General features: G+C 61.8%; 21 protein-coding genes. 13 read left to right on the plus strand and 8 right to left on the minus strand.

The window, feature by feature from the left end:
• Positions 1–3170 (minus strand): DUF6531 domain-containing protein (locus AOA60_RS03775; protein ID WP_099583282.1); only part of this gene is annotated, 3170 nt, incomplete at its 3' end.
• 240 nt (positions 3171–3410) lie between these two features.
• Here AOA60_RS03775 and AOA60_RS03780 point away from each other — a divergent pair.
• On the plus strand, positions 3411–3869 hold the full coding sequence (locus tag AOA60_RS03780) for an HIT family protein (protein ID WP_099583260.1): 459 nt from the start codon (positions 3411–3413) through the stop codon (positions 3867–3869).
• A gap of 125 nt (positions 3870–3994) precedes the next feature.
• Here the strand turns inward: AOA60_RS03780 and AOA60_RS03785 are convergent, their stop codons facing one another.
• The 7 genes from AOA60_RS03785 to AOA60_RS03815 form a co-directional block, all read right to left on the minus strand.
• On the minus strand, positions 3995–4333 hold the full coding sequence (locus AOA60_RS03785; protein ID WP_099583261.1) for a Na+/H+ antiporter subunit G: 339 nt from the start codon (positions 4331–4333) through the stop codon (positions 3995–3997).
• Positions 4330–4608: a K+/H+ antiporter subunit F gene (locus AOA60_RS03790; RefSeq protein WP_005789171.1), complete on the minus strand. Its 279-nt coding sequence runs from the start codon at positions 4606–4608 to the stop codon at positions 4330–4332. Before AOA60_RS03790 ends, AOA60_RS03785 begins: the two co-directional genes overlap by 4 nt.
• Positions 4605–5093, minus strand: a complete 489-nt coding sequence (locus AOA60_RS03795; protein ID WP_099583262.1) for a Na+/H+ antiporter subunit E — start codon at positions 5091–5093, stop codon at positions 4605–4607. The genes AOA60_RS03790 and AOA60_RS03795 overlap by 4 nt, the downstream gene beginning before the upstream one ends.
• Positions 5090–6772: a monovalent cation/H+ antiporter subunit D gene (locus AOA60_RS03800; RefSeq protein WP_099583263.1), complete on the minus strand. Its 1683-nt coding sequence runs from the start codon at positions 6770–6772 to the stop codon at positions 5090–5092. The genes AOA60_RS03795 and AOA60_RS03800 overlap by 4 nt, the downstream gene beginning before the upstream one ends.
• On the minus strand, positions 6769–7113 hold the full coding sequence (locus AOA60_RS03805; RefSeq protein ID WP_003192163.1) for a Na+/H+ antiporter subunit C: 345 nt from the start codon (positions 7111–7113) through the stop codon (positions 6769–6771). The genes AOA60_RS03800 and AOA60_RS03805 overlap by 4 nt, the downstream gene beginning before the upstream one ends.
• Complete coding sequence (locus tag AOA60_RS03810) at positions 7113–10034, minus strand: monovalent cation/H+ antiporter subunit A (RefSeq protein WP_099583264.1); 2922 nt, start codon at positions 10032–10034, stop codon at positions 7113–7115. The genes AOA60_RS03805 and AOA60_RS03810 overlap by 1 nt, the downstream gene beginning before the upstream one ends.
• Positions 10035–10239: 205 nt before the next feature.
• On the minus strand, positions 10240–11169 hold the full coding sequence (locus AOA60_RS03815; RefSeq protein WP_099583265.1) for a DMT family transporter: 930 nt from the start codon (positions 11167–11169) through the stop codon (positions 10240–10242).
• Between the two features lie 93 nt (positions 11170–11262).
• Between AOA60_RS03815 and AOA60_RS03820 the strand changes: the two genes are divergently transcribed.
• The 12 genes from AOA60_RS03820 to AOA60_RS03875 all read left to right on the plus strand — a co-directional run bounded on the left by AOA60_RS03820 (position 11263) and on the right by AOA60_RS03875 (position 22691).
• Positions 11263–11826 carry a helix-turn-helix domain-containing protein gene (locus AOA60_RS03820; RefSeq protein ID WP_025855939.1) on the plus strand — a complete coding sequence of 188 codons (564 nt, stop codon included), beginning with the start codon at positions 11263–11265 and terminating at the stop codon, positions 11824–11826.
• A gap of 157 nt (positions 11827–11983) precedes the next feature.
• Entirely contained in the window at positions 11984–12331 is a 348-nt protein-coding gene (locus tag AOA60_RS03825; RefSeq protein WP_099583266.1) for a hypothetical protein, read from the plus strand.
• A gap of 194 nt (positions 12332–12525) precedes the next feature.
• Positions 12526–13722 carry an SfnB family sulfur acquisition oxidoreductase gene (locus AOA60_RS03830; RefSeq protein ID WP_099583267.1) on the plus strand — a complete coding sequence of 399 codons (1197 nt, stop codon included), beginning with the start codon at positions 12526–12528 and terminating at the stop codon, positions 13720–13722.
• A gap of 9 nt (positions 13723–13731) precedes the next feature.
• A complete protein-coding gene (locus AOA60_RS03835) occupies positions 13732–14058 on the plus strand; it encodes an acyl-CoA dehydrogenase (RefSeq protein ID WP_099583268.1) in 327 nt (108 codons plus the stop codon).
• Positions 14058–15491, plus strand: a complete 1434-nt coding sequence (locus AOA60_RS03840; protein WP_099583269.1) for an LLM class flavin-dependent oxidoreductase — start codon at positions 14058–14060, stop codon at positions 15489–15491. The genes AOA60_RS03835 and AOA60_RS03840 overlap by 1 nt, the downstream gene beginning before the upstream one ends.
• Positions 15492–15602: 111 nt before the next feature.
• Positions 15603–16451: an AMP-binding protein gene (locus AOA60_RS03845; protein ID WP_099583270.1), complete on the plus strand. Its 849-nt coding sequence runs from the start codon at positions 15603–15605 to the stop codon at positions 16449–16451.
• Positions 16448–17218 carry an ABC transporter ATP-binding protein gene (locus AOA60_RS03850; RefSeq protein ID WP_099583271.1) on the plus strand — a complete coding sequence of 257 codons (771 nt, stop codon included), beginning with the start codon at positions 16448–16450 and terminating at the stop codon, positions 17216–17218. The genes AOA60_RS03845 and AOA60_RS03850 overlap by 4 nt, the downstream gene beginning before the upstream one ends.
• Complete coding sequence (locus AOA60_RS03855) at positions 17218–18099, plus strand: branched-chain amino acid ABC transporter permease (RefSeq protein ID WP_099583272.1); 882 nt, start codon at positions 17218–17220, stop codon at positions 18097–18099. Before AOA60_RS03850 ends, AOA60_RS03855 begins: the two co-directional genes overlap by 1 nt.
• A gap of 4 nt (positions 18100–18103) precedes the next feature.
• On the plus strand, positions 18104–19153 hold the full coding sequence (locus AOA60_RS03860) for a branched-chain amino acid ABC transporter permease (RefSeq protein ID WP_099583273.1): 1050 nt from the start codon (positions 18104–18106) through the stop codon (positions 19151–19153).
• Positions 19154–19172: 19 nt separating this feature from the next.
• Positions 19173–20513 carry an ABC transporter substrate-binding protein gene (locus tag AOA60_RS03865; RefSeq protein ID WP_099583274.1) on the plus strand — a complete coding sequence of 447 codons (1341 nt, stop codon included), beginning with the start codon at positions 19173–19175 and terminating at the stop codon, positions 20511–20513.
• 3 nt (positions 20514–20516) lie between these two features.
• Positions 20517–21284, plus strand: a complete 768-nt coding sequence (locus AOA60_RS03870; RefSeq protein WP_099583275.1) for an ABC transporter ATP-binding protein — start codon at positions 20517–20519, stop codon at positions 21282–21284.
• Between the two features lie 12 nt (positions 21285–21296).
• Entirely contained in the window at positions 21297–22691 is a 1395-nt protein-coding gene (locus AOA60_RS03875) for an FAD/NAD(P)-binding protein (RefSeq protein ID WP_099583276.1), read from the plus strand.
• Positions 22692–22730 lie beyond the last annotated feature (39 nt).

Below are 22730 nucleotides of genomic sequence, written 5' to 3' on the forward strand. Positions count from 1 at the left end.
CCGTAACGCAAGGTGCCCCAGCCTTGGTGTTCGGCGGTGAGGCGGTTCTGGACGTCATACTCGTAGGCCAGCGCCCAATGGCCGTCGTCGACGCTGAGGAGATTGCCTTGGCGGTCGTAGGCGTAATCGATCTTGTTGCCGTCGGGCAGGATTTTTCGTACGAGACGGCCGGCGTAGTCGCGCTCGTAACAAGTCACTAGCCGAGTGCCGTCATCGCCGTATTCAGTTTTTTCTTTCAGGTTGCCGTTGAGGTCATACTCGTAGGCCGTGCGTTGCCCATCAAACCCGACTTCCTGCTGGATCAGGCCGTTGGCGTGGTAAGCCAGCCGGTAGATTTCGCCAACTTCGTTTTCAATCTCGGTCAGCAGTAATCGCACGTTGTCGTAGCGGTACTTGACCTGGCTGCCGTCGGCATTGATACGGCGGCTGATCAGGTGCAGGCCGTCGGCATATTCGTAGCGGGTGACGTGGCCCAGTTCATCGCGTTCGGCGGTGATTTTGCCGTAGGGGTTGTAGCTGTATTCCCTGCACGCGCCGCCGGGCAGTGCGAGGCGAGTCAGCCGACCGACTGCATCCCACTGGTATTGGGTCAGCGCGCCTTGTTCATCCTCGCGGGCAATCTGGCGGCCCAGATCGTCGTAGCGATAGCGCTTGATTCCGCCGTTGGGTAGTTGTTCCTCAATGAGCTGGCCGCGTTCATTCCAGACCAGGCGATGACAGCTGTGGTCCGGATACCAAACTCCCGTCAGCTGCCCGTATTTGTTGTAGCTGTAGTCTGTGGAAGTACCGTCAGGGTCGGTCTTGCGAATGACATCGCCTTGGTCATTGCGCTCATATTTCCAAACCGCCTCACCACGTCTTACAACCCGTACGAAGCCATTGTCATGCTCGTAGGACGTTGGTTCGTCGTCCCCCGGAAACAACGCAACCAGGCGTCCGGCCTCGTCGTACTGATACGCCGTCACCGCGCCCAGCGGGTCCTGCTCAACCGTCAGCCGACCCTTGTCATCGTAGGATTTGAAATGCTCGGCACCGTCCGGATCAATGCGCTGCACCAGCCGTGCGCGGTCATCGTGGACGTACACTTCCTGGCTGCCATCGGCGTTGTGAACGACAACGCTGCCGTCATCCCCCCAGGCATAGCGCGTATCCATCTGCGAAAAACTGGCCCAATGCCGGACACATCGCGCCGCTTTGCCAGACCGTTCCCACGCCCAAAAGAAACTCGCCCCACCGGCCAGGCCGCGCTCAAGAATCACGTGCTGGTCGTCGTAGCGATAAACCTCGCTTTCACCGACGGCATTGGTCGCTGAGACCAGTCGGCCACGGTCGTCATAGGCGTAGGAAACAACGTTCTGTTCAGTTACCCAGGCGTAGGGCTCATACCCCTTGGCCCGCTGAACCTGGTAGTCCACGGCCACAATGCGGCCCGACTCATAGCGTAAAAACAGCGCACAACCGGCACCGTTATCCAGCCGCTCAATGCGCCCTAAATAGTCCCGACTAATCCGCAGACGGTTGTCATACGCATCACTGATTGAAACCAGCACCCCATCGCGAAAGTGATAAAACCGCGACGCTTGAGCCAACACCAACTCATCCGGAAAATCCCCCAGATAAATCGCCGCTTCAGCCAGGCTATTGGTGATTGCAGGTCGAGCAACTGTCGGCAGTGGAAACTCAGTCGAGCGATTCTCATGATCCGTCCACACCACCGAATTGCCTGACACAACAAGCCGGTGCGCCAGCGAATGACTCCAGCCAAACCCCAGCCCGACATCCACTTCCACCGCACTGGTGCGATACAACCGTGTCCACTCAAACGGCAGAATTCCGTCCAACGTGCCATCGGTGAGGGTCAGCAATTCCTCCCCAGTGACCATCGACACCGGACACCCGTTGGTCACGGTCTTATCCGAAGCCGCAGCAGCATCCCCCTTCGGATTCGTCGCCACGGCAGGCACATCGTCGACATGCTCCTGCCTGACCAACACCGTTCGCCGTGTCTTGCCGCGAACCGCCGGCACCGCGTTCGAAACCAGATTCTCCCCAGCCTTCAACGACGCAACCGGCACCGCCTTGATCGGCGTTGCCGCACTGCCCAGCAACAAAGGCTTGAGCGCCTCCGAGTGCGCGTCCAACTTCGGCCCCACGAGGTGATCGGCCAGCAACTCCAACAACGCCCGCGCCCGTTTGGATTTGATAGTGCTCAGCGTCTGTGCGCCCATGCGTAGCGCCACACCCGTCCCAGCCGTCGCCCACATCAGCAGCAGGTTGATCAGCACTTCACCGGTGACCTCGCCCAGCAATTCATACATCTCTGGCGGTGGCAGCAGGCGTATCCAGCTGACGATCGCCGAGACATAAATGAACAACAGCGGCTCATCGCTAAGCACCAACAAACTCTTGGCAATCGCTTCGCTGCCCAGCTTCAGTAGTTCATCAAGCTCAGCCTGAGAGAGGTACGCCAACAACTGCTGGCTGTTGGCCTTGAGATTCGCCAGTAGGTCGTACAACTGGGCAATGTTGTCCCACAGGTTGTAGAGCGCCTTGGCCATCCCGGTGGAAAACGCCACGCCCTGCATCGCGCTGCGTCGCAAAGAGCCGGCGTTGGCAAAGTCGTTCCATTGGGGTTTGAAAGTCGCCGTCCACTCTTCCCGCAGACGACCTTCCAGCCCCGCAATCACTGACTGATAAGACGCATACAGCGCCTTGACGTGATCCTGGGAAACAGTGGGATAGAAAGTGATTTGGTACGGCTGGTTGCGATCACACTCGGTGATTTCGAGGATGCCGCTGGGGCCGATGGTCCGATGCAGCGGTGGGCCCATCGGGCTGCCATCCGCTGCAATGGCTTGGAGCATCACCGGGGTGTTGCCGATAGGCACAAAACGCGTGCTTTCGAACATATGCACCAGGGTCAGCGAGCCCTGGGCACTGCACATGGCGACCGTTTTACTGGGTGCCTTCGACGAAACCGGCGTAACCAGCGCTACCTCGTCTCCTACCTTGAAGACCTGCTCGACCTCCAGCGCCGAACGGCTCCAGAAGCTTTCGGCCCAGGCATCAAAGGTGTTCAGGCAATTACGGAAGTCGCCGAAGACGCGCTCACTATCCGGCGCGTTGGGATCCATGGGGGCCAGGACAAGGCTGGCAATGACGGGAATCAAGAGGCAGCCCCGGCAGGCAGGGCCTTAACGAAAAAAACCATCTGCAATCCCTCGCACTGTGTGATCAGGCGAAGGACTTTGCAGAGGTTTTCAGGGAGAAGCTGTAGAGCTTATCCGGCGCTTATGTGGGAGGTTTCGGTAAATCGCGAGACTGCCAAAAACTGGGATTTGACTCCCGCCCGATCCTGTTTTTAGATGTTCGCCACGACCAAACCCACGACAAAAACGGCAGCGACTCAAATGGATTGTATTTTCTGCAGCATTGTCCGCAAAACCTCCCCAGCCCATATCCTGTGGGAGGACGAACATCACATGGCGTTCCTGTCGATTTTCCCCAATACCCCAGGCTTCAGCGTGGTCATCCCCAAGCAGCATTACGGCAGTTATGCCTTTGCGCAGTCGGATGAGGTGCTGGCTGATCTGATCGTGGCCACCAAGAAAACTGCCTTGCTGATCGACCGGGCGTTTCCCGATGTGGCGCGTACGGGGATGATGCTGGAAGGGTATGGGGTTGATCATCTGCATGCGAAGTTGTTTCCCATGCATGGAACTGGGCAGGACAGTGCGTTCAAGCCGTTGAGCTCGAAAGTGGATAAGTTTTTTGAGGCTTATGAAGGCTATATCTCATCCCACGATCACGTGCGGGCGGATGATGCCGAACTGGCAGAATTGGCCGAGCGAATCCGATCTTGCGCCTAGTACAGTCCCAATGTGGGAGGGGGCTTGCCCCCGATAGCAGTGGGTCAGTCGGCTTATCTGCAGCTGACCCACCGCCATCGGGGGCAAGCCCCCTCCCACAGTTTTGACCATGTTTTCTACAGGAATCAGCGGCGGCTGCTGACCTCGGCCGGGACATCATCCCCAGCCATACGCTTGCGAAACAGCGCGGTACGCGCCAGCAGCAATGTAGTCACCGGCACGGTGATCGCCAACAAGATCGGGATCAGCCAGCCGTGCAACACCGGCGCGGACTTGAGAGCCGAAAAGTAGATAATCGACGCCAGTGCCACGCACCATGCGCCCAATGTGGAGGCGAGTGCCGGTGGGTGCATGCGCTGGAAGAAGTCCTTCATGCGCAGCAGGCCAATCGCTCCGATCAGCGCAAACATACTGCTGAGCACCAGCAGTACGGCCACGACGATTTCCATCCATAACGGCATCATTCAATCACCTCCCCACGCAGCAGGAATTTGGCCAGGGCAAACGAGCCGACGAAGCCGAACAGTGCGATCAGCAGCGCCGCTTCAAAGTAGGTGTCACTGGCATACCGAATGCCCAGCACCAGCATCATCAGCATCGCCAGGATGTACAGGTAGTCCAGCGCCAGGACCCGGTCCTGGGCCGATGGGCCTTTGAACAGGCGGATCAGGGTCAGCACCATGGCCAGGGAGAACAGGAACAGGCTGAACAGGATCGCATTGGAGAGCAGGGCGCTCATTCGAAGATCTCCATCAATGGCCGTTCGTAGGCGCTTTTGAAATGTTCGATGAAGGCCGCTTCGTCATCCAGGTCGAAGACGTGCAGCAGCAGGATGCTGCGGTCCAGGGCCAGTTCCGACCAGATGGTGCCGGGCACCACGGTGGTGATCATCGACAGGGCGGCAAGGCCGTTGGCGTCACGCAGGTCGAGGGGGATCTTGATGAAGCGCGAACGCGGTGGGCGCGAGCCGCACGTCAGCACGCCCCAGGCCACTTGCAGGTTGGAGACGATCACATCGCGGCCCACCAGGAAGAACAGGCGGATGATCACACCGGGGCGGCGGATGCGGATCGGCAGCGGACGCAACGGCGCCATCAGCAGCGGGGCAAGCACCCCCAGCGCAGCACCCAGCAGCAGATGACCAGGGCTGACGGACAGGTTCAGCACCAGCCACAGCACCCACAATGCCAGGGACAACCACGGGGCAGGAAACAGGCGCTTCATGGTTGCACCTCCAGGGCAGCCGCTTTGGCTTCAGGGCTGGGCACTGGGCGCGTGGCCATGACCGCCATCACGTAGGCTTCCGGGTTGTTCAGGCTGACAGCGGTGGCCTGGGTGTAGCGCATCAGCGGCTCGGCCTTGAAGGTCAGCAGGATGCTCAGGCCCAGCAGGAAGAAGATCGGCACGCACTCATAGCGACGCAGCAAGGGCGATGGGCGTTCTTCCGGTGTCCAGAAACGCTGGATACCCAGGCGGGCGAACGCGATCAGCGAGGCCAGGCCGGACAGGATCAGCAAGGCCATCAGGCCCCACGCTGCAGGTCGGATCGGGCCTTCCAAGCCGCTGCCCAGGCCCAGTGGATTGACCAGCGCACTCAACAAACTGAGCTTGCCGATAAACCCGGACAGCGGCGGCATGCCGATGATCAGCAGGGCGCAGGCGACAAAGCTCAAGCCCAGGAACGCCATGGTCCACGGAATCACTTGGCCGACCACGGCCTTTTGCTCGTCATCGAGGTTCACACCGGGACGCGGATGCAGGGATTCCATGGCTTTGGGCAACGCATCGATTTCTTCATCCAGCGGCAGGTCATTGGCCGAACGCGAACGCTCGATCAATTCGGCCAGCAGGAACAGCGCACTCAAGGCCAATGTGGAGCTGACCAGATAGAACAGCGCGCCTGCGGTCAGGCTCGGCTGGGCAAACCCGACTGCCGACAGCAGGATCCCGGCCGACACCAGGATACTCAGGCTGGCCATACGTTCCAGGCGTTGCGCCGCCACCATCGCCAGCGCCGCGCAGACGATAGTCGCCATGCCGCCGTACACCAGCCAGTCGCCACCAAACAGCGCCGAAGCGCCGGCCTGGCCGGAGAACAGCAGCGTCCACAGGCGCAGCACGGTGTACACGCCAACCTTGGTCATGATCGCAAACATCGCCGCCACCGGCGCGCTGGCCGAGGAATAGGCGGGCGCCAGCCAGAAGTTGAGCGGCCACATGCCGGCCTTGGCCAAAAACGCTGTCGCCAGGATTGCCGCACCGGCATGCAGCAGGCCGCGATCGGCCTCCGGTACCAGCGGGATTTTCAGCGCCAGGTCAGCGAAGTTCAGCGTGCCGGTCACCCCATAGATCATCGCCGCGCCAATCAGGAACAGCGACGACGCCAGCAGGTTGATTGCGATGTAATGCAGCCCCGCCGACACCCGCGCACGGCCGGAACCGTGCAGCATCAAACCGTAGGACGCCGCCAGCAGCACCTCGAAGAACACGAACAGGTTGAACAGGTCGGCGGTCAGGAACGCGCCGTACAACCCCATCATCTGCACCTGGAACAACGCATGGAAACTGGTGCCCGCACGGTCCCAGCGGGCCATGGCGAACAGCAGCGCGCTCACGCCGATAATCCCGGTGAGCACCAGCATCAGTGCCGACAGTTGGTCCACCACCAGCACAATGCCGAATGGCACCTGCCAATTGCCCGGCAGGTACACGCCAATCGAACCGGGGCCGCCTTTTTGCGTCCAGTACAGCAGCAATACCGCAATGCCCAGGCCGATCACGCTGGAGAACAGGTTGATCCTGGCTTTGAGCGGGCGGCGCTTCTCACCGAGCATCAGCATCAGCCCGGCGGTCAGCAGCGGCAGCAGGATCGGCGCGACGATCAGTTGATTGACCCAATTCATTCCTTGGGCTCCCGGCCGTCCACATGGTCCGTGCCGGTCAGGCCACGGGAGGCCAGCAGCACCACCAGGAACAAGGCGGTCATGGCAAAGCTGATCACGATGGCCGTCAGCACCAGGGCCTGTGGCAGCGGGTCGGTGTAGTTGAGCAGGTCTTGCGGCACGCCGTCCTTGATGATCGGCTCCTTGCCGATAAACAGGCTGCCCATGCTGAAAATGAACAGATTGACCCCGTACGACAACAGGCACAGGCCCATCACCACCTGGAACGTCCGTGGCCGCAGGATCAACCAGACGCCGGAGGCCGCCAGGACCCCAATGGCAATTGCGATGACTTCTTCCATCAGGCGGCTCCTTCTGTTGCGGCGACTGCTTTGGCCTGGTTGCTCGGTTTGTGCGCGCGCACCGACTGGTGACCGAGGGCGGTGAGCATCAGCAAGGTCGAGCCGACGACCATGGCGTACACGCCGACGTCAAAGAACAACGCACTGGCGACATGGATATCGCCCAGCAGCGGCAGGCTGAAATGCCAGGTGTGAGTGGTGAGGAACGGGTAGCCGACAAACAGCGCGCCGAGCCCGGTGAGCGTGGCGGACAGCAGGCCAAAACCCATCCAGCGCATCGGCCGCAGGCTCATCTGCGCCTCGACCCACTGTGTACCGGCGACCATGTATTGCAGGATAAACGCCACCGACATCACCAGCCCGGCGACAAACCCGCCGCCCGGTTGGTTGTGGCCGCGCATGAACAGGTAGAACGACACCACCAGCGCAATCGGCAGCAGCAGGCGCACCAGCACCGCCGGCACCATCATGAAGCCCAGGGCGGTGTCGCTGGCCTGGCGCGGGTTGACCAGGTCGGTGGCCACGTCCGGCGCCAGTTGGCGCTGTTGCGCAGGCAGTTGCATGCTTTCCTTGGACGGGCGGAAGCGGCGCAGCAGGGCGTACACCGTCAGCGCCACGGCGCCGAGCACGGTGATTTCGCCAAGGGTGTCGAAGCCACGGAAGTCCACCAACATGACGTTGACCACATTGCTGCCGCCGCCTTCGGGCAGGGCGCGGCTCAGGTAGAAGGAGGAAATATCGTTGGGCGTCTGGCGGGTCAGCATCGCATAGGACAGCAGCGCCATGCCGCCGCCCACTGCGGTGGACAGCAGGAAGTCACGCAGGCGGCGAATGCGCGCCTTGCGCAGCGAGCTTGGCAGTGGCGAGACTTCCTCGATCCGCCGTGGCAGCCAGCGCAGGCCAAGCAGGATCAGCACCGTCGTCACGACCTCGACCACCAGTTGCGTCAGTGCCAGGTCCGGCGCCGAGAACCATACAAACGTCACGCAAGTGACCATGCCGCACACGCTGACCATGGTCAGGGCCGCCAGCCTGTGGTACTTGGCTTGCCAGGCGGCGCCCAGGGCACAGGCAATCGCCAGCAGCCACAGGGTGACGAAGACGATGGAACCCGGAATTTTCGGGCGGTCGCCCCAACTGAGGCCACTGTTGAGCATCGGGATCATGGCGCCGATCACCGCGACGATCACCAACAGGAACAACTGGGTTTGCAGGCGCTTGGTGCTGATGCGTTTTTCGATTTTGCGCACGCCACGCATCATCACCACCAGGCAGCGCTCGAAGCCGCGCTTGCCATTGAAGTAGCCCACCAGCGGCGGGTACTTGAAGCGCCCGCGTTTAAGTTGTTTGCGCAACATCAGGTAGAGCAGCACGCCGCCGGTCATGGCCACCAGGCTCATGATCATCGGCGCGTTCCAGCCGTGCCAGATGGCCAGGCTGTACTCGGGCAGCACACCGCCGACCACCGGCAGTGCGGCAGCCGCAAGGATCGAGCCGACCACCTGGGCCGGGAAAATCCCCACCAGCAGGCAGGTGAACACCAGCAACTCGACCGGGGCACGCATCCAGCGTGGCGGTTCGTGGGGCGTGTGCGGCAGGTCGGTGGCGGGCGGGCCGAAGAACACATCGACGGTAAAGCGCAGCGCATAGGCCACGCTGAAAGTGCCGGCGATGGTCGCGATCACCGGCAGCGCTATTTCCACCCATTTTGTCGCCGAGATAAACACCGTTTCGGCGAAGAACATCTCTTTGGACAGGAAGCCATTGAGCAACGGCACGCCGGCCATGGAGGCACTGGCCACCATCGCCAGGGTCGCGGTGAACGGGATCAGGCGCACCAGGCCGCTGAGCTTGCGGATATCGCGGGTGCCGCTTTCGTGGTCGATGATGCCCGCCGCCATGAACAGCGAGGCCTTGAAAGTGGCGTGGTTGAGGATATGGAACACTGCGGCGACGGCGGCCAGCGGGCTGTTGAGCCCCAGCAGCAAGGTGATCAGCCCGAGGTGGCTGATGGTGGAGTAGGCCAACAGGCCCTTGAGGTCGTTCTGGAACATGGCGCAGTAAGCGCCTAGGAGGAGGGTGAGGGCGCCGGCACCGCCGACGATCCAGAACCATTCTTCGCTGCCCGACAGCGCCGGCCACAGGCGGGCCAGCAGGAACACGCCGGCCTTCACCATCGTTGCCGAATGCAGATAGGCCGACACCGGCGTCGGTGCGGCCATGGCGTGGGGCAGCCAGAAGTGGAACGGGAACTGCGCGCTTTTGCTCAGTGCGCCGATCAGCACCAGGGCCAGCATCACCGGGTACAGCGCATGTGCGCGGATCTGATCGCCCGCCGCCAGCACCCGGTCCAGGTCATAGCTGCCGACTATATGCCCCAGCAGCATCACCCCGGCCAGCAGGCACAAGCCGCCCGCGCCGGTGACCATCAGCGCCATGTAGGCGCCGCGTCGGGCATCGGCGCGGTGGTGCCAATAGCCGATCAACAGGAACGAGAACAGGCTGGTCAGTTCCCAGAAGAACACGATCTGGACCAGGTTGCCGGAGATCACCAGCCCGAGCATGGCGCCCATGAAGGCCAGGAAAAACGCAAAGAAGCGCGGCACCGGGTCATCCGGCGACATGTAGTAGCGCGCATACAACGCCACCAGCGAGCCGATGCCGAGCACCAGCATCGAGAACAGCCAGGCAAACCCATCCATACGCAAGACGAAATTCAGGCCGAGGCTGGGCAACCACATGAATTCTTCGCGGATCACGCCACCGTGGGCGATCTGGGGGTAGAGCAGGGCGACTTGAAGGGTGCCGACCAGGGCCACAAGGCCGGCCAACAGGGATTCGGTGTTACGTGCATTGTGCGGCAGCAAGGCCGCCAGACAGCTGCCAATGAATGGCAGAAGCAGTAGAACTATCAGGGACATAGGCTTCTAATCTGCGGGAGTTTGGGATGCATCATACGTGCCGCTTTGTTGATCACCAAACGGCAAGATGTGGCAGGATCCTACAAGGTAGGATGAAAACTCCTATTTGGCACTGTTTCAAAATTCGCAGAATTGGAATGCCGACCCCTGTGGGAGCCGGGCTTGCCCGCGATGGCAATATTACAGGCACCACAGTATCTGGAGGCTATCCCTGACGCTTTTGTTCCAACGCATCGGCCAAGTCAACCGCCTTCTGCCCCTTGGTCTTCATCTCACTCACAATCACCGCCACCACAATCAACGCCGCCCCCAGCATCGCAATCGGCGGGAAGCGCTCGCCGGCAATCCGCCCGACCACGCCAGCCCACACCGGCTCACCGGCATAGATCAACGTGGCCCGCGTCGGTGAAACGCTCTGTTGCGCCCAGTTCATCGCGACCTGGATCACCGCGCTGGTCAAGCCCAGGCCCACCGCACTGAACAGCAGCAACCACGAGAACCCCGGCAGCGCCTCACCCATCGGCACCACCATCAGGAACGACAGCAGTGACGCCGTGGCCAGTTGCACCACCGTCACCCGGCGTACATCCACTTGACCTGCAAATGCGCTGATCAGGATGATTTCTGCTGCAATCGCAATGGCACCAATCAATGTAGCGATTTCACCGGGGCTGAAATTCAACGAAGCCCCCGCTGGCCCGGTCAACAACATCAACCCGGCAAATGCGAGCATGATGCCAATGCTCGGCATCAACCCAGGACGACGGCCCAGGACCAACCATTGCAACAACGGCACGAACGGCACATACAGCGCGGTGATAAACGCCGACTGGCTGCTCAGGATCGTTTGCAGGCCGATGGTCTGCAAGCCGTAGCCAAACATGATCGCCACACCGATAAACACCCCGGCCTTCAATTCAAACAGGGTCAAGTCGCGCAAGGTGCGCAGCGAGAAGAAGCCCACCACAATGGCCGCCGCCGCAAAGCGCAGGCCCACGAAAAACATCGGGCCGCTCACCGTCATGGCGTGCTGCACCAGCAAAAAGGTGCCGCCCCAGATCATGGTGATAAACACCAGGATGCATTCGGCTTTGCTGAAACGGTTGAAACGCGAAGGGGTTTTGGCGGTGGTCATGGCAGCTCGGTCTTGCACAGGGAAAGGCACGGACCGCACAATGCGCCGCACGCTGGGCAGTATACTGCGCACACCCACCCATTGAGCAATATAGTGCACAAAGAAAATCCACAACGGGCTTCGGTCCTGCAGCACGTCAGCCAGAACGTTCGTCGCCTGCGCCACGCCGCCGACCTGAGCCAGACCGCGCTCTCGGAAAAGTCCGGGGTCAGCCGGCGCATGCTGGTGGCCATTGAGGCGGGGGAGAAGAACGTCAGCCTGTCCACGCTAGACCGAGTCGCCGAAGCGCTGGATGTGGCGTTCAGTGATCTGATTCAGGCCCCGGATGTGCGTGACCACAGCCGCATCAACGAATTGGCCTGGGCCGGTGAAATTACCGGCAGCAAGGCGGTATTGCTGGCCAAAGCCACCGCGCGGCGTGAAGTCGAGCTATGGGAGTGGCGCCTCGAACCCGGTGATCGCTACTGCCCGGACCCGGACTTGGAAGGGTGGAGCGAGCAGCTATTTGTCTTTGAGGGCAGCCTGACCCTGGTGGTGGGGGACGCAGAAAACACCATCAACGCAGGTGAGTTTTTCATGTTCGCCAGCCATCAGCCTCACGCCTATCGCAATGATGGGGACGTCGCCGTGAAGTTTGTACGGAATGTCGTTATTTAGTTTGTCAACTGTCAGAGTTGACAGCTTATTTTTGGTTTTTCCTTCAGTTATGGTGTTTTTGCGTCAATCACTAAGTTTTTGCATATTCGCTATGTGTTGACTTGTTGGTGTTGTCGCAATAACTGAACTGTCAAGAACCCAATATAAGGATATGGATATGAACGGAGTATTAGTATCTCGAGCCGACTTTCTCGTAGCCCCAGCTATTGTTCCTTCGCAAAATGAAACGATCTCCCGTTCGGAGGTAGCAGGTAACAGAGCTACTTTTGTCCTTCCTCTTTACCTCGGTATTGAGGAAGGCGATGAGTACCTGCTCTTTGTAGATACTGATGGACAGTGGGATTGGTTTACCTATGGGGAGATCGTCTCTACAACGGAAGTCGTTACCCGAACAATCTATGATGCGCTCTTTGTCGGCGCTACCTCTGCGTCAGCGTACTATAAGATTAAGAAACAAAGCGGGGAAATGCGCTCGCATCAGGCTATATATCAAGTTGTAGATTAATTAGTATGTGATGGGTGAGAGACGGTTGCTTTTGACAAGCAACTGTTGATGGAGCAACAGAGGTTCAACACTTTGTTGGTTTGCTCCCGCTTTTTTTCCTACAAAATGTGTAACTGGCCTGTTTTGTTAAGGGTCAGCTTCGGGCATGACTCCTGCAGTGACCTCCGTATCTTATCGGAGCCTGGAGTCGGCCCATGTCAACCCATCCTCAACACCCTGCCCATATCATCCGCTCGGACTCGGAAGCCATCGAAGTCGCCACTCGTCTGGCCGCACGTTTTGCTGTCGATGCCAGCGTGCGCGACCGCGAGCGGCGCCTGCCGGTCGCCGAGCTTGACGAGTTTTCTGCCAGCGGCTTGTGGGGCATTACCGTTCCCAAAGCCTACGGCGGCGCCGGAGTGTCCTATGTGACCGTGGCCGAGGTGATCAAACTGATCTCCGCCGCCGACCCGTCTCTTGGGCAGATCCCGCAAAACCACCTGGGCGTAGTGGATATCCTGCTGCAAACCGCGACCGAGGAACAAAAGCGCCACTACTTCGGCAAGGTCCTGGCGGGCTACCGCTTCGGCAATGCCTTCTCCGAAGCCAAGAGCAAAAACGCCGGCACCTTCGACACGCAGATTCGTTTCCACGGCGACACCGCGCAAATCAACGGCGAGAAGTTCTACTGCACTGGCGCGTTGTTCGCCCATATCGTTCCCACCGTTGGCAATAACGAAAACGGCCAGGCGTTCATTGGCTTTGTCGAACGCGATGCGCCTGGCCTGACGGTGATCGATAACTGGGATGGCTTTGGCCAGCGCACCACCGCCAGCGGCGGCGTGACTCTTGATGGCGTTAATGTCCCGTTGAGTGCGGTAGTTCCCGCTCACCTGGCCTTTGACCGGCCCACTGCAGACGGCCCGATCTCACAAATCATCCAGGCTGCCGTCGACACCGGCATCGCCCTCGGCGCCCTTGAACAAGCGAAGATTTTCGCGCGCCAGGCCCGCCCGTGGATCGACAGCCAGCAGGATCACGGCTGGCAAGACCCGTTCACCATCGCCGCCATCGGCGACCTCGAATGGCGCGTGCACGGCACCGAAGCGATTCTCGCCAAGGCCGGCAAGGCGGTCGACCACGCACTCGCCGAACCGAGCGAAGACAGCGTCGCCCACGCCTCGCTGGTGGTCGCCCAGGCCAAAGTGCTGTCGGCCGAAACCGCCTTGCTCGCCAGCAGCAAACTCTTCGAGCTGGCCGGCACCCGCTCGGTCACCGGCAAACACAACCTTGACCGCTTCTGGCGCAACGCGCGCACCCACACCCTGCACGACCCGGCTCGCTGGAAATACCACCTGATCGGCAATTTTGTGCTCAACGGTGTGAAGCCCGCGCGCCACGCCTGGAACTGAGGATCAACCATGACCGCACTGAACCTTGCACGCCAACTGCTGGACAGCACTCGCCGCCATGTCGAGAAAAGCGATGACCCCTATGTGATCAGCCGCTTCGGCGATCTGCAGATCCGCGTCGACGTGGCCGCCGCCTTGCTGGAACGCGCTGAAACCCACCCCAGCCCGGTGGCCGCCACCGAAGCGCAGATCGCCGCCGCCGAAGCCCTCATCGCTGCAAGCAACGCCGAATTCGAACTGACCGGCCAACGCACCGAACTGCCGTCGAGCCTCGATGATCCGTTGCGCTGGAAATACCAGGTTGTCGGCAACTACCACCTCAACGGAGTGCTTTGATGTCCCGTGAAATCCGCTTGAATGCCTTCGACATGAACTGTGTCGGCCACCAATCGCCCGGCCTGTGGGCGCACCCGCGCGACCGTTCGTGGCAGTACAAGGACCTGAAATACTGGACCGACCTCGCCAAGATCCTTGAGCGCGGCAAGTTCGACGGTCTGTTTATCGCCGATGTGCTGGGCATCTACGACGTGTACAACGGCAACGGCGACGCGGCGATTCGCCAGGCCACCCAAGTGCCGGTCAACGACCCTTTGTCGCTGATCGCGCCAATGGCGTTGGTCACCGAGCACCTGGGGTTTGGTCTGACCGCTTCGTTGTCCTTCGAGCATCCGTATCCGTTCGCCCGTCGTCTGTCGACGCTTGATCACCTGACCAAGGGCCGCATCGGCTGGAACATCGTCACCTCGTACCTGGAAAGCGGCGCCAAGAACCTCGGCCAGAAAGCCCAGACCGAACACGACGCGCGCTACGACTACGCCGAGGAATACCTGCAGGTTTGCTACAAACTCTGGGAAGGCAGTTGGGAAGAGGGCGCGGTCCTGCGTGACCGCGAACGACGGGTTTTCAGCGACCCGAGCAAAATCCACGAGATCCGCCACGTCGGCAAACACTTCCAGGTGCCCGGCATTCACCTTTGCGAGCCGTCGCCGCAGCGCACGCCGGTGCTGTACCAGGCTGGCGCGTCCAGCCGTGGCAAGCAGTTCGCCGCCGAGCAGGCCGAATGTGTGTTCGTCGCTGCGCCGTCCAAGGTGCTGCTGAAAAAGACCGTGGCCGACATCCGCCGTCGTGCCGCCGAGGCTGGGCGTGATCCGAAGAAAATCCTGATCTTCAACTTGCAGACGGTGATCGTCGACGAAACCGACGCCAAGGCTAAAGCCAAGTTTGACGAGTACAAATCCTACGTCAGCTACGAAGGCGCCATGGCGCTGATCTCCGGCTGGACCGGCATCGACTTCAGCCAGTTCAAACCGGACGAACCACTCAAGCACGTGCACACCAATGCAATTCAATCGGCGGTGGAAGCGTTTTCCACGGCGGACCCGAACAAGGTCTGGACGCCCAACGAGCTGGCCGATTGGGTCGGTATCGGCGGCTTTGGCCCACTGTTCGTCGGCGGCCCGGAGACCGTGGCGGACCTGTTGCAGGAGTGGGTCGAAGAGACCGATGTGGACGGCTTCAACCTGGCCTATGCGCTGACCCATGAAACCTTTGTCGACGCCGTGGAATGGCTTGTTCCGGAGTTGCAGAAGCGTGGCGTGTACAAGACCGAATACGCCCAGGGCACGTTGCGCGAGAAGTTGTTTGGCGACGGCGCGCGACTGGGCGCCAACCATCCAGGCGCCAGCTACCGCGATCTAACGACCTTGCACAGTTCCAATGTGGGAGGGGGCTTGCCCCCGATAGCAGTGGGCCAGTCAAAAGTGTCCTAGCTGACACACCGCCATCGGGGGCAAGCCCCCTCCCACATTTGCCCTGTGTAGTGTTGGATATCCCAGCCAGCGGACCACCGCACGCCCCCCCCCCAAATGGAGCAATCCCCTATGAGCGTGCACGAACCAACGGCCTCTCTGGAGCAACTGCGCCACTGGTCGCAACTCACGCCGTTGCACATCGCCCTGCGCCACAAGCGCCAGGGGCAATGGTATGCCTGGCGCTGGATCGACACCTTGCGCGACGTCGAGCGGCTGGCCGATGGTTTGCGCCAGCAAGGTTTCAGCGACCAGTCACGCCTGGTGCTCAGCGGCGCCTTTGAGCCGAACCTGTTGCTGCTGGCGTTGGCGGCCCAGTCCGTCGGCGCACACGTGCTGACGCTGGCCGATAACCTTGAGCCGCAGGCACTGGAACAACACCTGTGGCGCATCCATCCCAGTCACGCCTACGTTCAAGGTCGCCAGCGCGATTGGGCGTTCACCCAGCGCTTGGATTTCGCCCAGTTACTCGGCCCCGTGGACCCGGCGCAACACCTGCAGCGCTGGTGGCAACCCACCGGCGAAACCGCGTTGTGGAGCGAGGAGGGCACCCACTGGCAGGGCGGCCTGGACGTCCTGCTGGAGCAATGGCTGAGCAGCGGCCACGGCCTGGCATTTCCGGAAAGCCTGGCCTCGGCGCAGCGTGATCGCGGCGAAGTCGCGCCCACCGGCCTGCTGCTGTCACCCGAGCGGTTACAGCACTTGGCCGATGAGATCGAAAGCCGTCTGGCCCCCCACGGCACCTGGCGTCGACGCCTGTGCGACTGGGCCATCGCCCACCCCCAAAGCGGCCTGCGCCGGCTGCTGAAAAACCGCGTGCGCAAACTGCTGGGCTTCCAGCGCCTGGCCTTTATCTGGCAGCCCCTCAAATCCACGGCCGAGCCGGTGTGGCTGGCCGAACTCAAACGGGATATCGCATGAGTGACGCTATTCTCCAGGTGCGCGATATCTCGCTGTCATTCAAAGGGGTCAAGGCCATCAACGCCTTGTCTTTCGAGGTGCGGCGCGGCGAGATCTGCGCGTTGATCGGCCCCAACGGCGCCGGTAAAAGTTCGTTGCTCAATGTGCTCAATGGCGTGTATCGCTTTGACGCGGGCGAGATCGTTTTCGAGGCGCAACACTTCCACCGCATCGACCCGTTGGGGGCCGCACGCCGTGGCATTGGCCGGACGTTCCAGAACAACGCGCTGTTCAAGAAAATGAGCGTGCTCGACAACCTCCTCACCGGCCTGTCGCGGCATATGCGCAGCAGTGTTATCGAGCAGGCCCTCGGCTTGCCCCGTGCGCGACGTGAAGCCGAGGCCTTTCGCCTGCGTGGCCAAGCCATCCTTGAGTTTCTGGAGCTGCAAGCCCACCGCGATGTGCTGGTGGGCAACTTGTCCTACGGCCTGCAAAAGCGCGTGGAGCTGGGCCGCGCATTGATCGCCGGGCCGAGCCTGTTGCTGCTCGACGAACCCATGGCTGGCATGAACGCCGAAGAGAAACAGGACATGGCGCGCTTCGTCGCTGACGTGAACCGCGACCTCGGCACTACCGTGGTGTTGATCGAACACGACATGGGCGTGGTGATGGGCCTGTCCGACCATGTGGTGGTGCTCGACTACGGGCGCAAAGTCGGCGACGGCACGCCGGCACAGGTGCAGGCCAATCCCGAAGTGATCGCCGCCTACCTGGGAGCCGTGCACTGATGACCTTCTTCTTCGAAACCCTGCTCGGCGGCCTGCTCGCCGGCACCCTGTATTCCCTGGTCGCCATCGGCTTTGTGCTGATCTACAAAGCCAGCGGCGTGTTCAACTTTGCCCAGGGTGCGATGCTGCTGTTTGCCGCGTTGACCTTCGTCAGCCTGCACGACCAGGGCGTGCCGTTTGCCCTGGCGCTGCTGCTGACGGTGATCGTGATGATCGTCGGCGCGTTGCTTATCGAGCGCCTGGTATTGCGGCCACTGGTGAACCGTTCGCAGATCACCCTGTTCATGGCCACTTTGGGCCTGTCGTTCATTATCGAAGGCCTGGCCCAAGGCTTGATGGGCGCGCAAGTGCGTGCCGTGGACCTGGGCATCGACGACGTGCCGCTGTTTGTTGGCCCGCTGATGCTCAGCCAGTTCGACCTGATCGCCGCCGCGGCTGCCGTGGTGCTGGTGACGGTGCTCGCGCTGCTGTTCAACAAAACCCGCATCGGCGTGTCCCTGCGCGCCGTGGCGGATGACACCACGGCGGCGCTGTCCATCGGCATCAACCTCAACCGCATCTGGCAGATCGTCTGGGCGGTGGCCGGCATTGTCGGGCTGGTGGCCGGTTTGTTGTGGGGCTCACGCCAGGGGGTGCAGTTTTCGCTGTCGCTGGCGGTGCTCAAGGCTTTGCCCGTGTTGATCATCGGCGGCTTTACCTCGATTGGCGGCGCGATTGTCGGCGGGCTGATCGTCGGCGCGGCGGAGAACCTTGCCGAGGTGTATATCGGCCCGCTGATCGGCGGCGGCATCACGCCGTGGTTCGCCTATGTCCTGGCCCTGGCCTTCCTGTATATCCGTCCCGCCGGCCTGTTCGGCGAGCGCGCCATTGAGCGAGTCTGAAACCATGTCGATCCCTGTTGCTCAACAAACCGCGCCGTTATTGCTGGTCCCGCGACGAGTGCCTTGGGGCCTTTTCGGTCTGCTGGGGGTGGCCTTTGTGGGGGTGCCGCTGTGGGGCAATGACTATTGGCTCAATGCGATCCTGATCCCGTTTCTGGTGCTGTCGCTGGCCGGGTTGGGCCTGAACCTGCTGACCGGCTACACCGGGCAAACCTCGGTGGGTGCTGCGGGGTTCATGGCGGTCGGCGCCTTTGCGACCTACGGCTTCCTGCTGCGCCTGCCGGAGCTGGGGTTGCCGGTGGCGTTGCTCGGCGGTGGGATTATCAGCGCCTTGGTCGGCCTGGTGTTCGGGTTGCCCAGCTCGCGGATCAAAGGCTTCTACCTGATGGTCACCACATTGGCCGCGCAGTTTTTCCTGGAGTGGCTGTTCGTCAAGTTTCCCTGGTTCTACAACTACGGCTCGTCCGGGACCATCTCGGCGCCCAGGCTTGCGCTGTTGGGCCATGACCTCAACACGCCGCTCGGTCGTTACTGGCTGACGCTGGTCACGGTGCTGCTGTTGACCTGGGCCGCGGTGAACCTGGTGCGCAGCCAGGTGGGGCGCAACTGGATGGCGATCCGCGACATGGACACCGCCGCCGCCGTGGTCGGCATCCCGGTGGTGCGTTACAAGCGCCTGGCGTTTGCGGTCAGCTCGTTTTACCTGGGCATTGCCGGTGCGTTGTGGGCGTTCGCCTACCTGGGCACGGCCAGCGCCAGCAGCTTCGATATCAACCGTTCATTCCAGATCCTGTTCATCATCATTATCGGCGGCATGGGCAGCATCGCCGGCAACTTCGTCGGCGCGGCGTTCATCAGTTTGCTGCCGATCTTTCTCAGCCATGCCGGGCAGGCGTTGTTCGGCGGTTCGGTGGACGCGGGGCAGTTGCAGAACCTGCAGAAAATCATCTTTGGCGTATTGATCATCGTGTTCCTGATCAAGGAACCCGAGGGCTTGATTCGCCTGTTGCACAACCTTCGCGACCGGCTGCGCCAGTGGCCGCTACGTTTCTGACCTATAGAAGAGAATCTCCATGCGTGCATCCTTGAAACGATCCCTGGTCAGTGCGGCCTTTGCGTTGGCGGCGTTGTCCGCTGCCGCCCCCCAGGCGATGGCCTCGGCCGACCAGCAATTCTTCCCCCTGGCGACTTACCGCGTGGGCGCCTATGCGTCCAGCGGCGTGCAAGTGTGGGCCGGGATGATCGACTACCTGCGCTATATCAACGAGGTCGAAGGCGGCATCAATGGCGTGAAACTGGTATGGCAGGAATGCGAGACCGAGTGGACGGCCGAGAAGGGCATCGAGTGCTACGAGCGCTTCAAGAATGGCCTGGACGGCGCGCCGGTCGCGGTGTACCAGCCCAACGGCGCGCCCGCCGCCTATGCGCTCAGCGAAAGGGCCGAGGTGGACAAAATCCCGTTGATCACCCTCGGTTACGGTCGCACCGAAGCCACTGACGGCACGGTATTCCCCTACAACTTCCCGGTGATGCTGACCTTCTACAGCGAGGCGTCGACGCTGGTGAACTACATCGCCCAGCGCGAAGGCGGCTTCGACAAACTCAAGGGCAAGAAGATTGCCACGGTCTACCACGACTCGGCCTACGGTCGTGAAACCCTCGGCCCGCTGAAGTTATTGGCCGAGAAATACGGCTTTGAAAATATCCAGATCCCGGTGGCCGATCCGGGCAACGAACAATCGGCGCAATGGCGCCAGGTGCGCCAGGCCAACCCGGACTGGGTGTTCCTGCGCACCTGGGGCGTGTCGACGCCGGTGGCGGTCAAGACCGCCGCGCGTTTCGGCTTCCCGGTGGACCATATCATCGGCGATATCTGGGCCAGTTCCAGCGAAGACGTGTTGCCCGCCAGTGCGGCCGCCAAAGGCTACCTGGCGCTGACGCCTTACCCGGCGGGTGCCGATTTCGAGATCCACAAGCGCCTCAAGCAATCGATCCTCGACAAGGGCAACAGCGACCTCAAGGACCTGAAGAACTTCGGCAGCGTCTACTACAACTCGGGCCTGGTGAACGCCGCCGTGGCGGTAGAAGCGATCCGCACCGCCCAGGCCAGGTTCGGCAAGCGTCCACTCAACGGTGAAGAAGGCCGTTGGGGGCTGGAGCATCTGAATATCGACGACGCCCGCCTCAAGGCCATGGGCTACCTGGGCCTGATGCAGAACCTCAAGCTGTCGTGCAGCGACCACGAAGGCGGCGGTTCGGCGCGGGTGCAGCAATGGGACGGCGCCAACTGGACGCTGGTCAGCGACTGGATCGCCGCTGACCGTGCGCTGTTGCGCCCGCTCATCGATGAAAAATCCGCCGCGTTCGCCAAGGAAAAAGGCCTGACGCCACGCACCTGCACCGGGGATGAATAAGCCATGAGCCAGCCCGCTGCTGAATCCGCCAGCCCGTCACTGCTGACGGTCGATGATATTGAAGTGATCTACGACGGCGCGATCCTGGCGGTGGCCGGGGTCTCGCTGAACGTGCCGAAGGGCGCGATTGTGGCCTTGCTCGGCGCCAATGGTGCCGGCAAGAGCACCACCCTCAAGGCCATCTCGGGTCTGGTGCGGGCCGAGCGCGCCGAGGTCAGCCGAGGCGTCATCGCTTACGCCAGCCAGGACCTGGCAGGTGTCGACCCCAGCCGGCGCGTGCGCCAGGGCATGGTGCATGTGTTGGAAGGGCGCCACGTGTTCGGCCAACTGACCGTGGAGGATAATCTGCGCAGCGGCGGCTTTGTGCGGCGCCTGAGCCGCAAGGACATGGAGCACGACCTGGAGCGCATCTACGCCTGGTTCCCAAGGCTCAAGACCAAGCGCCACACCCGCGCCGGCCTCACCTCGGGCGGCGAGCAGCAGATGGTCGCCATCGGCCGGGCGTTGATGACCCGTCCTACGTTGGTACTGCTCGACGAGCCCTCCATGGGTTTGGCGCCTATGATCGTGCAGGAGATTTTCGCGATCATCGCGCAGCTCAACCGCGAGCAGCAGGTGAGCTTCCTGATCGCCGAGCAGAACATCAATGTCGCGCTGACCTATGCGTCCCACGGCTACGTGCTGGATACTGGCCGCGTGGCCTTGAGCGGCAGCGCCGCCGAACTGCTGGCGCGGGGCGACTTGCATGATATTTATCTGGGTAAACAGTAAGGGCGAACCTGCATGAGTGAATCCATCCGCAACGCTGATGTACTGATCATCGGCGGCGGCCTGAGTGGGGCGATGCTGGCGGTGCAACTGCTGCGTCTAGGTGGCCGGCGGCGCATCCTGGTGATCGAGCCGCGCGCCGAACTGGGGCGTGGCGAGGCCTACAGTGCTGTGGAGCTGGGCCACACCCTCAACGGCAACGCGGCGCGCATGAGTGTCGACCCGGACAATGCCGATGACCTGACGCAATGGCTCACCGACTACATCGGCGCGGGCGGCTGGCCGGAGTCGGACCAGCAGCACGTGCCCATCAGCGAACTGTTTCCGCCACGGGGGATTTTCGGCGTGTATGCGCAGCAGCGGTTGGCCGAGGCCAAGGCGCTGTCCGCGTCCACGGTGGAGCATGTGCGCGCTGAAGTGGTCGACCTGCAAGTGGACGCGGATTCAACCCTGCTGACCCTCGATAACGGCCGCCAACTGCGCGGCGCGTTTGCCGTGTTGGCCACCGGTATGTTCCCGGCGGCGCGCACGCCCCAAACCGAATCCAGCGGCGTGAACGCGGCGGCGGTAGACCCCTGGGATGTGCAGGCCATGACCCAGCTCGACCCGCTGTCGACGGTGCTGATCATCGGCTCCGGCCTGACCATGGTCGATGCGGTGGTGTCCCTGGAACAGGCCGGGCATCGCGGGCCCATCGAGATTTTTTCACGCCACGGCCTGCTGCCCCATGTGCGCCGGCAACCGCCGGTTTGGGAGGATTTCCTGGCCGCTGATCACGGCCTGCGCAGCCCTCGGCAGTTGCTGCATGAGGTGCGGCGGCAATGTCGGATCGCGCAGGCCCAGGGCATCGATTGGCAAGCGCCGCTGGACACCGTGCGTGCCCATATCGGCCGGTTGTGGAGCCAGGCCAGCGAGCGCGAGAAACGTCAGTTTGTGCGGCATGTACGGCCATGGTGGGAGAGCCATCACCACCGCTCGCCGCCGTTGAGTGCGCAGTTGGTGGCGCGGCTGCATGAGGAAGGGCGGTTGCGGATCAGGGCCGCGTCGTTCAAGGGCTTGGCACCTGCGCACGAGGGCGTGACGATTCGTTTGCGTCATCGTGGCGAACAGGTGCTGACCCAGGTCTCGGGTGCTGCGTTGATCAACTCCAGCGGCATCGAATACGACTGGCGCCGCGTGGCCCGGCCGTTGCCGCAACAGTTGCTCAAGCGCGGGTTGATCCAGCCTGGGCCGTTGGCGCTCGGGATTGCGGCGGACAAGTCCGGCGCCGTGCTGGATGCCCAGGGGCAGGTCAGCCAGCGATTGTTTGCCATGGGCCCACCGTTGCGCGGGATGTGGTGGGAGAGCACGGCGGTAACGGATGTGGCGCTTCAGGCTAAAGCCCTGGCCGAAAAATTGACCAATATCTAAATCTGGGAGTGGGCTTGCCCCTCCCAGATTTGAACCATC

The organism is Pseudomonas sp. 2822-17 (genome assembly GCF_002742485.1).
GTDB lineage: Bacteria > Pseudomonadota > Gammaproteobacteria > Pseudomonadales > Pseudomonadaceae > Aquipseudomonas > Aquipseudomonas cyclaminis.